Genomic DNA, 12399 nt, shown 5'->3' on the forward strand with positions numbered 1-12399 from the left:
ATACTGAAAATATAAACCCCGCCTTCCTCCCACAGCTAAAGCAGTGGGCTTCCGGCGGATGTTCTCGTGAAAGAAGGGCTTCCTTATATTGCAAATTACTTGCGCAATCATGAACCGTTTTCTGAAATTAAAGGAATTATTGGGATTACAATGTTAAACAAAGGGTGTGAGCGATTAGGTTTTGAAACATTTTCGATTGTGAATCCGTTTTACAAATGGTTTAAAACAATCGCATTTATTCCTATGATTGTCGTTTCACAGCTCCGTTTTTCCTCTTGACTTGATTGCCTTAACCGGAGATTTCCTTGATCGTAAACGAAGTATTCCAAAGTTAGTTCCGTACTTGAAGGTATTTCAAAAGCTAAAGGTAAATAACCCGTGAACCATAAGTTGCCCTTTCTCATCGCGTTCCATATGATGTCTTCCCTTGTCGCCAGATAATTGGGCGAATTGCAATATTTCTTCTTCTGTGAACGTGCGCTGCCAAGTAAATACATTTTCAGGCTTAAAATTCATTTCTTATTCCCCTTTTATTTATTCATTGTTTTGGATTATATTTTACTTAATTCTCTAAATAATATAAATAATACAGTGGCCTTATGCACGATTTTGGGTTTGCAGGTGATGAAATATGCGCGTACAAAATTAGTCCCTGCGTTTATGCGGCAGGGATGGCTGCTGTTCTTTTTTGCGTCATGTTGTTTGTGATGTGCGGTAAGCTTCATTAAAAAAGTTCGTCGAAATAAAAAGGGAGAACTTTATTTTTTGGATAACCAAACGAAAGCGTCCATGGTAAACTGTATACAAAAAGAGAAAAGGAACAGGGAGAGGAAGTAGGGTGGAACGGTGGAAATACGGAAACAGTTGGAAGAACTCCAGCAATGGCAAGGAGATGACCGTAGTGAACAAATAGCGATATTGCAAGAAAACCAGCAATATATCGAAGTTAATGAGAATGTGTATTATGATGAACAAGAAGATCGCCAAGCGATGGAGCGATATTATCGTCGTGTACCTGTAGATGGGGATGGACTAACGTTATTTGTTATGTATCATAGGCTGGTGTCACGGACGCATAAGCGAAGGCTGCCTTACTTTTTCAGCAAAGATGAATATTTGTATACATGGGTTGATTTGTATCCAGATGGGTCAGTAAGAAGCATATATTCGGGGGAGAGAAAAGATCCGAAGATATTAATTATTCAAGATTACGACACGATGAAAAAACGACATGACGAATTTCGGAAATTACTGAAAAAAGCGAGAGAATGGGAACAAATAGAAATTAGGCGAATAAAAAAAATCGAACAGCAATGGAAGTTTAACGCTGAACATGTCGTTCCGCAATCGTGGTTTGGAGCAAGAGAGCCGATGAAAGGGGATTTGCACCATCTCTTTGTCTGCCATCCTAAATGCAATACGTTACGCTCTAACTTTCCGTACGCCGATTTTTCGTTTTACAAGCCGGAGTCACCGGAAGAAAAGATTCAAAACCGCTGCGGTGTCGCGGAAAACGGTTATTTCGAACCAGAATACGGAAAAGGAACGGTGGCGCGGGCAATGCTGTATTTTCTGCTTCGCTATCCGAACACAATCGCAAAAGCGTTTCGCCACAAAATTGACGTTCCCCTTCTTGTTCGCTGGCATCAGGAATTTCCCGTTACCATTTATGAGAAGCATCGCAACCGCGCTATTTTTCTCATTCAAGGAAATCGCAATCCGTTCATTGATATCCCATCGCTTGCGGAACGAATTGTGTTTCCGATCAAATTGGTGCCATAAAAAACGGTTCCCCGTGGGGAACCAGTTTTTATGCCGAAAACGTCGATTGTTCCGCTTCTTCCTTCTCGCTTTTTTTACGGAAATAGGTTGCGGCAATCGGACCGGAAATGTTATGCCAGACGCTGAAAATAGCGCTTGGAACAGCAGCAAGCGGTGAAAAATGAGCGGTCGCTAACGCCGCACCAAGCCCGGAATTTTGCATGCCGACTTCAATGGAAATCGCTTTTTGCTTTGGCGCTGACAAACGAAATAATTTTGCAAACCAATAGCCAAGCAATAATCCAAGCCCGTTATGAATGACGACGATTAAGAAGATGGCAAGCCCGCTTTTTGCAATTGCCTGCTGGTTTTGCCCAACGACAGCCGCGACAATGGCGACAATCGCAATGACAGAAACGAGCGGCAGGACTGGGATGAACGCTTTCACTTGCTTTTGGAAAAGGGCTTGCACAATCAACCCAAAAATAATCGGAATTAGGACAACTTTTACAATTGACCAAAACAATGCCGCGGCAGAAACGGACAGCCATTTTCCGGCAAGCAGCAACATCAGCGACGGCGTCAAAATCGGCGCCAGTATCGTAGAAACGGATGTCACGGCGACCGACAGCGCGGTATCTCCTTTGGCCAAATAGGTCATCACGTTAGATGCTGTTCCACCCGGACAACAGCCGACGAGAAGAATGCCAAGAGCGACTTCCCGCGAAACCGGCAAATAACGAGCAAGCAAAAAAGCGACAAGCGGCATAATGAGAAATTGGGCGGCTACACCGATCAGCACCTCTACCGGGCGTTTGAATACTTCTTTAAAATCATTGGGTGATAAGGTAAGACCCATGCCAAACATGACAACGCCAAGCAGCGGGACTATGTATGGAGCGATCCATGTAAAAGCGTTTGGATCATAAAAAGCAAGAGCAGCAAAAAGAAGCACCCAGACAGCAAAGGTGTTTCCAACGAAGTTGCTAAATTTCGCTAATATCCCCATTGTTTTTCCTCCTTTTATGTAGTGATTATATACAAAGTATTATATATATTATTCTGAAAAGTTCAACTATACAGATTTTAAGTTTGTACTTTGCCTACGCCTTTCTCAAGAAAGGTACAACCCATTGCATTATATTTGTGAACTTATTGTGACGATCAAAAAAGTGTGAAAAAAATCACTTTCAAAATCGTAAATTGTGGGTTAATATATTAATTGAGAAAAATAATCATTATTGTTCTTCGGTGAAAAATCATTCTTATAAAATTAGGAAAATGCGAACACCATTTTATCTATTTTCTCGCTTTACCATATTGCTAATTGAAAAAAAGAATCATTGTTGTTTGGGGGACGGAAAAGATGGTTTTGACCGATCTTCAACAAGGGCAACAGGCCGTTATTACAAATTTAGCAGTAGCCAATGAAGTAGTGAGACAACGTCTTCTTCATATGGGGATGCGTGAAGGCGAAAAAGTTTGTGTCAAATGCATGATGCCGTTTGGCGGCCCAGTAATGGTAGAAGTAGATGGCCAGTATATTTGTCTTCGACGTAAAGAGGCTGCTTGTATTGGGGTGAAATAATCGATGTCATCATCTATTGCGTTATTCGGCAATCCAAATACAGGGAAAACTTCATTATTTAATAATTTAACAGGATCTTATGAATATGTCGGAAACTGGAGCGGGGTAACGGTAGAAAAAAAGGTTGGCATGCTTCGCCAGCATGGTGTTCCCGTCGTTGATCTCCCAGGGATATACTCGTTGCGACCGCTTTCACGTGATGAGGGTGTAGCGACCGAATTTTTATTAACAGAATCGTTCTCGGCGATTGTCAACATTGTGGACGCTTCCCAATTAAAGCGGAATTTGCATTTGACTGTTCAGCTGCTTGAGTTTGGCAAACCGCTGATTATGGCATTAAATATGATTGACGTTGCAGAAAAGCGCGGAATAAAAGTAGATGCAAAAAAGCTTTCACAATGCATCAATGCCCCGGTGATTCCGGTTATTGCGCGGACGGGAAAAGGGACAAAAGAGCTTGTTCGCGCTATTTTGTCTGCATCCGAACAAAACGAACATCAATTTTCTATTGATTACGGGGCCGATGTTGAGGTTGCTGTTCAAAAAATAGGCGAACAACTTCCTGATAATTTACCGGTTTCGAAGCGATGGCTTGCGTTGCAATTTTTAGAAGGAAACAAGCGAGTTCATGCATATTTACAGACATATGTAGATATTGCTCCGCTTATATTGATTCGCGATAACGTACAACAAACGCTTGGCTGCACTTTAGCAGAGCATATTTATAAAGTGCGCGACAAATGGATTACGAATGTGATCAAAAAATCGACGGTTGCCATTAAACAAAATCCGCTTACATTAACGGAGAAAATCGATGCAATTGTAACGAATAAATATTTAGGTTTGCCGATTTTCTTATTATTTATGTATATCATGTTTATGCTAACGTTTGACTGGCTTGGTACACCGCTTGCCGATTTGCTTGATCAGTTTTTTTCCGGCCCGTTAACCGATTGGCTGTCAAAACTGTTATCGCTTATAGGAGCATCGCCATTTATTAAAGAGCTTGTACTTAGCGGAATTGTCTCCGGTGTTGGCGGGGTGCTTGTATTTGTACCGCAAATTTTCATTTTATTCTTTTTCATTTCTCTATTAGAGGATTCCGGATATATGGCGCGTGTCGCCATGGTCATGGACCGGTTTATGGAGGCGATTGGTTTAAACGGGAAGGCGTTTATTCCGATGATTATCGGTTTTGGCTGCAACGTTCCCGGCGTCATGGCAGCGCGGACGATTGAGCAGCCGAAAGAACGGTTGTTGACGATTTTATTATTGCCTTTTATGTCTTGCTCAGCGCGCCTGCCGGTATATGCGTTGTTTGCTGGTACATTTTTTGCGAAAAACCAAGCCATTGTCGTGTTTTCGCTATATGTATTAGGAATTGTTGTCGCACTCGGTCTTGCAAAAATATTTTCTTCCACCTTATTCAAAAATGAAAGTTCCATTTTCGTTATTGAACTGCCGCCATATCGAATGCCGCAAGCATTGACGTTGTGGCGAAGCACATGGGATAAAGGAAAAGGATTTATACGGAAAGCAGGGACGTTTATTTTCGGAGGATCGGTTGCGATTTGGTTATTGACCTATGTTGGGCCAAAAGGAATTGGTGTTTCCATGGATGATAGTTTTCTCGCGGTGATAGGCGGTGTGATTGCACCGATTTTAGCGCCGCTTGGTTTTGGAACATGGCAAGCCGGTTCATCGCTTATTACGGGATTTTTAGCAAAAGAAGTCGTTGTTTCGACGATGAATATTATTTATCATGCGAAAGATATGGACTTGTTACAAGGAGTAATGGCACAGCATTTTACGCCATTATCTGCGCTTAGCTTTATGACGTTTGTTCTTCTTTATGTTCCTTGTTTAGCAACTGTTGCGACCATTCGCAAAGAAACAGGGTCGCGAAAATGGACGTTTATTTCGATCGGTTGTGCGTTAAGCATTGCGTACGTGATTTCTTTCGTTATTTATCAAGGTGGAACGTTGCTTGGATTTTCATGAGTCTATAGTCTCGAAGACTAGTAATATTATTTGGGAAAAGAGGCGAGAACGATGATCGCAAATATTGTAATCGGTGGCGTTATTTTTAGTTATGCCGGTTGGATGCTTGTCCGCCACATTAAGAAAAGTTCAAAAGGAAAATGTGCTAGTTGCTCTCTTGCTGATAATTGTCAAGGTTCTTGTACGCCTTACCAACAAGAAAATCGTATATAAATATATGAGGATTCTCTATTAATAGTATAGAGAATCCTTATTTTTGTGCTTGCAGATAAGAATGTCGAATTTAGTTGGAAAGAGCATCTAATAACCGTGAATTTTAGGGAAAATAGAAAAAATTACTATAAATAGTCAAAAAGTACTATTTACATTGTCGGAAAAAATCGATATTAATGAATTATAGAAGAAAATGGGTTTTGAAAACACAGAATCTTCTGTGTATGTAATGATGAGGAGAAAACATAATGGTTTATGATGGTATTTTATTATCGCTTGTGATCGGTTTTTTTCGTGGAGGAAGTTTGAAAGGGCTTGCGCATATGAAGCTGCGCGGGGGATGGCTGTTTCCATTATTGTTGGTGGTGCAGTTCGTTATTTTTGCCTTGCAAGATAAAGTTGCGATTATTGCCAAACTAAGCAACACCTTATTTCTTCTCGTATATGTGATTGGCCTTCTTTTTCTTTGGCTTAACCGAAACCAGCCTGGATTTATTGTTATTTTTGCGGGAGTGCTGTTAAATTTTATCGTTATGGCTGTAAACGGCGGAAGGATGCCTGTGTCGGTTGAGGCTGCACAATTTCTCGGCCGTGAATACATAGATGCATTGCAAGCGGGAGTGTACGGCAAACATCAAGCGATTACGCAAGAGACGTTGTTGCCGTTTCTAGGTGATATTATTCCGCTTTCACCGCCATATCCGCGTCAGCAAGTCATCAGCATTGGCGATGTCGTAATGAACGTAGGGGCATTTTTATTTATTCAGCATCTAATGCTTAGTGCACCTAGCAAAAAAACATCTACCGCTCCTGCGAGTAAATAATATAATAATATTTAAGGAGGCAATCAGTATGAGTGTCAAAGTAAAACAAGTACTTATTAATCTATTTATTATCGGCTCTGTTATAGTTGCGTTGACATCTGGGTATAGACTTGGAGGATAAATACTATTATAAGGAGGAGAAGCATTCATTAGACTTCTCCCCAAAATTATGTAAAATGAGAGTGATTATCAAATGTTTTTAAAGCCGAAATTATATGCAAAGATATATTTAACAATTATTTCTTTCATTGGAATGCTTATATTTTTGGTGGAGAGTGATTTTATTACTCAATCCTTAGAGGATTGGGTTTTCATTTATATGCTTTCCGCCTCGATTCTTCTATTAAGTTATTTCTCTATTAACCTCCCGCCTAAGGATAACTCATTTTCAATGGATTCGGCGATTTATTTAGCCGTGACGTTCTTATACGGCATTGATTTAGCAATGAATGTCTTATTTATTAGTATTTTAATTGAATCTTTATATAAACGTAAAATGTTGTGGTGGAAGCACTTATTTAATTTTTCCATGTATTCCATTATGATTGTCGGTGCCTATTATTCATTTTTATTTTCCGGTGGGCATGTTGGTGAAATAAATACTCAAAATTTGCTTCCGTACATGATTAGTCTAGTTGTTTATTTTAGTTTAAACATTTGTTTAATGTTTTTATTTTTTGTTTTTTTTGATCGCATATTTAAAGGAACTTTTGATTTAGGAGTTTTGTTAGAATCAGCTATTAGCTATTCCGTTACGTTACTACTATCCCTTGTTTTAGCGATTTTATTAAATGAAAAACGGTATTTTGGTCTGTTTTTATTCACTGTTTTAGTCGTTATTTTATCGGCGGTGTTTCGAAAATTTCTTTATTTATATCAGGAAGTATCAGAGCGTGCCAATAAGGATCATTTAACAGGGCTTTATAATCATGGTTATTTTAAAGAGATATTGCAAGAACAGTTTGCCGACGCGAAAAAATTAAAACAACCATTTAGTTTAGCTTTATTGGATTTAGATGATTTTAAAAAATATAATGACCGCAATGGACATTTACAAGGCGATAAGCTGTTGCAGTTTTTTGGTGAACTTCTAAAAAAAGCGGTAGACGGAACAGACTTTGTAGCGGCGCGGTATGGCGGCGAGGAGTTTGCGATTTTAATGCCAAATACGACGAAAGAAGAAGCTTATGCCTTTTTGGATCGATTGCGCAAGCAAGTCAATGATACATACTTTTCCGGGGTGGAGCATGTTCCTTACCGCTGTCTTTCTTTTTCCTGCGGGATTGCGGAAATGGAAAAGGGGATGTATGACAGCGATGAGTTGATTCATAAAGCAGACCAGGCGCTTTATTACGCAAAAGCGCAAGGGAAAAACAATGTGCAAATCTATAGTGAGCACAACATTTGTCTTGATGAAATAAAGTTTAAACAAGATTTAGATACGCTGGAGCAGCAAGTAAAGTTTTTTTTATCGAAAGATGTTTATACATATCGTCATAGTAAACGGGTATTCAAATATGCATCCGAATTCAGCCAAATGCTTGATTTAACCGACCATGAAAGACAAACGCTTGTTTTAGGAGCGTTAATTCACGATATTGGAAAAATCGAAGTGCCAAGGGATATTCTAAACAAAGAAGGAAAATTGGAACGGCATGAATGGGAGATTGTGAAGAAACATGTAACATGGGGAAAAGAAATTATCGCATCGGAAAAACAGTTTGATGATTTAATTCCCCTTGTCGAACTTCACCATGAGCGCTATGATGGAAAAGGATATCCATATGGACTTAAAGGAGAAGAAATTCCAAAACTTGCTCGTATTTTATGTATTATTGATTCTTTCGATGCGATGACGACAGAACGGCCGTACCAACGCACGAAAACGTTTGAAGAGGCAGTATCCGAAATTATGCGTTGTGCAGGCACACAGTTCGATCCCTTTTACGCTAAATTATTTACAAAGTTTATTCAAGAAAAATATTTATCGCGTGTTCATGAACAACCGGAGAAGTATCATGATAACAAAGCTGTCCAATGAGACAGCTTTTCATTTTTGCGGAAATGATTGAATTTGAATGTTTTTTTTGATTATACATGACTTAATTTGAAAGATTTTGATTGAAAATGATTGATTTTTAAACCGCTTTCGTTTATGATAAAAGTATAAAATGATCATTTCCATCCGAGGAGGTGGAATAGTTGCTCACAGAAGAACGTCACCGCATTATATTGGAGCTTCTTGCAGAAAAAGAAGTAGTGAAGCTGCAAGAGCTAGTCGAGGCGACCAATTCATCAGAGTCAACGATTCGCCGAGATTTAACGCAGTTGGAAAAAGAGAAAAAATTGCGGCGTATTCATGGTGGAGCAACACTGCTTCAAAAGAAGCGGGAAGAATTAAGCGTCTTAGAAAAATCAACAAAACATATACAAGAAAAGAAGCGGATTGCTGAGTATGCGGCAAGTCTTGTGCAAAACGGTGATTGCATTTATTTAGACGCTGGGACGACGACGTTCGAAATGATTCCGCATCTGCATGGCAAAGATATCGTTGTCGTGACGAATGGTATTATGCATTTGGATATGCTTCTGGAATATGACGTTCCGACATATTTACTTGGCGGTTTTATGAAAAAGAAAACGAAAGCGCTCATTGGCCGCGGCGCATTGCAATCATTAAAAAGTTATAGTTTTGACAAATGTTTTATCGGCGCCAACGGCGTTCACTACGAATATGGGTACACAACGCCTGATCCGGAAGAGGCGATGGTAAAATATACAGCAATGCAGCTATCCCAAAAAGCGTATGTGCTTGCCGATCATTCAAAACTTAATGAAAGCGCGTTTGCCAAAATCGCTGAACTGCATGAGGCAACGCTGATTACGAATGAATTAGCTGAAGAATGGCTAGAACCATATAAAGCAAAAACAGCAGTAGAGGTTGTGACAAAATGATCTATACATGTACATTAAATCCATCTGTTGATTATATTGTGCACGTGGACGAGCTTCGCATTGGCGAATTAAACCGTGCTGTGAAAACGTTGACATTCCCCGGTGGAAAAGGGATCAATGTCTCCCGTGTTCTTAAGAGGCTCGGTATAGAGAGCACGGCGTTAGGGTTTATCGGCGGATTTACCGGTGCGTTCATTATCGAACAATTACAAAGCGAAAACATTACCTGTGATTTTGTCGAGGTGCCAGGGAATACGCGCATTAATGTGAAGCTAAAATCAGGAAAAGAAACGGAAATTAACGGTCAAGGGCCAATGATTCAGCCGGAACATGAAGCGGAATTCATGAAAAAAATTCGTGCATTAACGGAAAATGATATCGTCGTTTTGGCAGGAAGTGTGCCGTCTTCTTTGTCACCGGACGTTTATGAGAAAATCATCGATGAAGCAAAAAAAGTGAAGGCAAAAGTCGTTGTGGATACAAGCGGCCCGGCATTAAAATCGTTGCTTGCGCGGAACCCATTTTTGGCAAAGCCGAATCATAAAGAATTAGCCGAGCTATTTGAGACAAGCTTTCACTCGAAAGACGAGATCATGGTTTGTGGACGTCGATTAATAGAATTAGGAGTAGAAAATGCCATCGTTTCGCTGGCCGGTGATGGTGCTTTCTATTTTAATAAAGAAATGACATTATTTGCTGAGGCGCCGAAGGGAACAGTAAAAAATTCCGTTGGTGCCGGTGATTCGATGGTGGCGGGGTTTCTTGCGGCGTATACAAGCGGAAAAAGTGTGGAAGAAGCGTTTGCTTATAGTGTCGCATCTGGAAGTGCAACGGCATTTTCTGAAGATTTATGTACAAAAGACTGTGTCGAACAGCTAGTACATGAAGTAAATGTCATGCGTTTCTAAGGGCATATGAAAAAGGGGGACCATTTTGATGAAAATTACCGATTTGCTTACAAAGGAAACAATTATTCTCCATCTGAAAGCGAAAACAAAAGAAGAAGTAATTGACGAACTTGTCGCGAAACTGCAAGAAGCAGGAGTGTTGCGTGACGCACAAGCGTTCAAAGAAGCGATTTTTGCGCGTGAAGCACAAAGCACGACCGGTGTCGGTGATGGAATTGCCATTCCTCATGCGAAAACAGCCGCGGTAAAGCGGCCTGCCGTAGCGTTTGGCCGTTCTGAGAGCGGCATTGACTATGACGCGCTTGATGGAAAACCGAGCCGCTTGTTTTTTATGATCGCAGCGCCAGAAGGAGCGAATAATACACATTTAGAAGCGCTTGCCCGCTTATCGTCTATGCTAATGGATTCCTCTTTCCGCGCGCGGATTGAAAGCGTTTCAAATGAAGAGGAATTTATTCGGTTGATTGCAGAAAAAGAGGCAGAGGAAACGAAAGAAGCAGAACATACGGCATCTTCACCTTCGAAGCGCAAAAAAGTCATTGCTGTCACTGCTTGTCCGACAGGAATCGCTCATACGTATATGGCGGCGGATGCTTTAAAAGCAACAGCAGCGGAAATGGATGTCGATATTAAAGTAGAAACAAATGGTTCTAGCGGAGTGAAAAATGAATTAACCAAGCAAGATATTGAGGAAGCGGTTGCGGTCATCGTTGCGGCGGATAAGCAAGTGGAAATGGAGCGGTTCAAAGGAAAACATGTGATTCAAGTACCGGTTGCGCAAGCGATTCGTAAACCGAAAGAGCTAATCGAACAAGCTCTCCGGCAAGATGCGCCGATTTATCAAGGAAGCGGCGCGAAAGAGGCGACAACGGTAGGAAAGCCGCGTACAGGATTTTATAAACATTTAATGAACGGAGTTTCCAACATGCTTCCGTTCGTTGTCGGCGGCGGTATTTTAATTGCGATTTCATTTATCTTCGGTATTAAAGCGTTTGATCCAAAAGATCCGTCGTATCATCCGATAGCGAAAGCGCTTATGGATATCGGTGGAGGAAACGCCTTTGCGTTGATGATTCCAGTGCTTGCTGGTTTTATTGCCATGAGTATTGCGGACCGGCCTGGTTTTGCGCCAGGGATGGTAGGCGGTTTCATGGCGGCAAATGGCGGCGCCGGCTTTTTAGGCGGGTTAATCGCAGGCTTTCTTGCCGGGTATTTAGTGGTTGGGTTGAAAAAAGTATTTAGCCATCTGCCACAGTCGCTTGAGGGAATCAAACCAGTGTTGCTTTATCCGCTTTTTGGCATTTTCATTACGGGACTTATTATGATGTATGTTGTTATCGATCCAGTGAAGGCGTTAAATGAGGCAATGAAGCATTGGCTTGAAAATATGGGAACGGCAAACTTAATTTTACTTGGCGCGATTCTTGGCGGCATGATGGCGGTTGATATGGGCGGCCCGATCAACAAAGCGGCATTTACGTTTGGAATTGCCATGATTGATGCTGGAAATTATGCTCCGCACGCAGCGATCATGGCCGGAGGAATGGTGCCGCCGTTAGGGCTGGCTCTTGCGACGACATTCTTTAAAAAGAAATTTACAAAAGCGGAACGTGAAGCTGGAAAAACATGCTATATCATGGGAGCGACGTTCATTACAGAAGGGGCGATTCCGTTTGCGGCAGCCGACCCGGTACGCGTCATTCCATCCATCATTGTCGGCTCTGCGGTCAGCGGAGCGCTGACGATGTTGTTTCACATTGGCCTTCCAGCTCCGCATGGTGGAATTTTCGTTATTCCAATTGTAAAAGGAAGTGCTTTATTATACGTATTAGCGATTTTGATCGGTTCGATCATTACTGCTTTGATGGTTGGCTTGTGGAAAAAAGAAGTAGAGGAATAATAGAAAAAGCTGAGCGGCATTTGTCGCTCAGCTTTTTTGTAGAACGAAAAGGAGAGCCTATTGATATAGATAAATACGATATTCATTAGTATTTTATATATAATTAAGTTTTTTAGAAAAATTATAAATTTTTCTTTTGATATCGAAATATGGAAGAAAATGTGATACGTTATATCACAAAGGAGCATTCCCGTTAGGAGCTTTTCCGGGGACTTGATCAAAAAAAGCCCTCTTGGTATGATGCAGGGG

The 12399-nt window shown here is 40.9% G+C and carries 10 protein-coding genes and 3 pseudogenes; 11 read left to right on the forward strand and 2 right to left on the reverse strand.

Annotated features, from left to right (window positions below; all coding sequences use genetic code 11):
* Positions 1–66: 66 nt before the first annotated feature.
* Both DCC82_RS09220 and DCC82_RS18095 read left to right on the forward strand, forming a co-directional pair.
* A pseudogene (locus DCC82_RS09220) lies at positions 67–273 on the forward strand (YkoP family protein); the annotation flags it as partial.
* Between the two features lies 1 nt (position 274).
* A pseudogene (locus DCC82_RS18095) lies at positions 275–367 on the forward strand (metallophosphoesterase); the annotation flags it as partial.
* On the opposite strand, the pseudogene DCC82_RS09230 reads toward DCC82_RS18095, so the two are convergent.
* A pseudogene (locus DCC82_RS09230) lies at positions 361–516 on the reverse strand (enoyl-CoA hydratase); the annotation flags it as partial. The pseudogenes DCC82_RS18095 and DCC82_RS09230 overlap by 7 nt on opposite strands.
* A gap of 330 nt (positions 517–846) precedes the next feature.
* Between DCC82_RS09230 and DCC82_RS09235 the strand changes: the two are divergent.
* Entirely contained in the window at positions 847–1782 is a 936-nt protein-coding gene (locus tag DCC82_RS09235; RefSeq protein WP_097354450.1) for an endonuclease I family protein, read from the forward strand.
* A gap of 28 nt (positions 1783–1810) precedes the next feature.
* Here DCC82_RS09235 and DCC82_RS09240 read toward each other — a convergent pair whose 3' ends face one another.
* The gene (locus DCC82_RS09240; RefSeq protein ID WP_015863769.1) at positions 1811–2770 is read right to left on the reverse strand and encodes a bile acid:sodium symporter family protein; all 960 of its coding nucleotides are present in this window, start codon (positions 2768–2770) and stop codon (positions 1811–1813) included.
* A 357-nt stretch (positions 2771–3127) separates the two neighbouring features.
* Between DCC82_RS09240 and DCC82_RS09245 the strand changes: the two genes are divergently transcribed.
* From DCC82_RS09245 to DCC82_RS09280, 8 genes are all read left to right on the forward strand, one after another.
* Positions 3128–3349 (forward strand): FeoA family protein, encoded by a 222-nt coding sequence (locus DCC82_RS09245; RefSeq protein WP_097354451.1) that lies wholly within the window; start codon positions 3128–3130, stop codon positions 3347–3349.
* Positions 3350–3352: 3 nt separating this feature from the next.
* Positions 3353–5350 (forward strand): ferrous iron transport protein B, encoded by a 1998-nt coding sequence (gene feoB, locus DCC82_RS09250; protein WP_015863771.1) that lies wholly within the window; start codon positions 3353–3355, stop codon positions 5348–5350.
* 51 nt (positions 5351–5401) lie between these two features.
* Positions 5402–5563: a FeoB-associated Cys-rich membrane protein gene (locus DCC82_RS09255; RefSeq protein WP_073967954.1), complete on the forward strand. Its 162-nt coding sequence runs from the start codon at positions 5402–5404 to the stop codon at positions 5561–5563.
* 248 nt (positions 5564–5811) lie between these two features.
* Positions 5812–6387, forward strand: a complete 576-nt coding sequence (locus DCC82_RS09260) for a DUF5317 domain-containing protein (protein ID WP_062754250.1) — start codon at positions 5812–5814, stop codon at positions 6385–6387.
* A 193-nt stretch (positions 6388–6580) separates the two neighbouring features.
* Positions 6581–8428 carry a diguanylate cyclase gene (locus DCC82_RS09265; RefSeq protein ID WP_097354452.1) on the forward strand — a complete coding sequence of 616 codons (1848 nt, stop codon included), beginning with the start codon at positions 6581–6583 and terminating at the stop codon, positions 8426–8428.
* A 161-nt stretch (positions 8429–8589) separates the two neighbouring features.
* Positions 8590–9342, forward strand: a complete 753-nt coding sequence (locus tag DCC82_RS09270; RefSeq protein ID WP_062754246.1) for a DeoR/GlpR family DNA-binding transcription regulator — start codon at positions 8590–8592, stop codon at positions 9340–9342.
* Positions 9339–10250 (forward strand): 1-phosphofructokinase, encoded by a 912-nt coding sequence (pfkB, locus tag DCC82_RS09275; RefSeq protein ID WP_097354453.1) that lies wholly within the window; start codon positions 9339–9341, stop codon positions 10248–10250. Before DCC82_RS09270 ends, pfkB begins: the two co-directional genes overlap by 4 nt.
* Positions 10251–10278: 28 nt before the next feature.
* Positions 10279–12150 (forward strand): PTS fructose transporter subunit IIABC, encoded by a 1872-nt coding sequence (locus tag DCC82_RS09280; RefSeq protein ID WP_097354454.1) that lies wholly within the window; start codon positions 10279–10281, stop codon positions 12148–12150.
* Positions 12151–12399: the final 249 nt, after the last annotated feature.

This window comes from Geobacillus sp. LYN3 (assembly GCF_003064505.1).
Lineage (GTDB): Bacteria > Bacillota > Bacilli > Bacillales > Anoxybacillaceae > Parageobacillus_B > Parageobacillus_B toebii.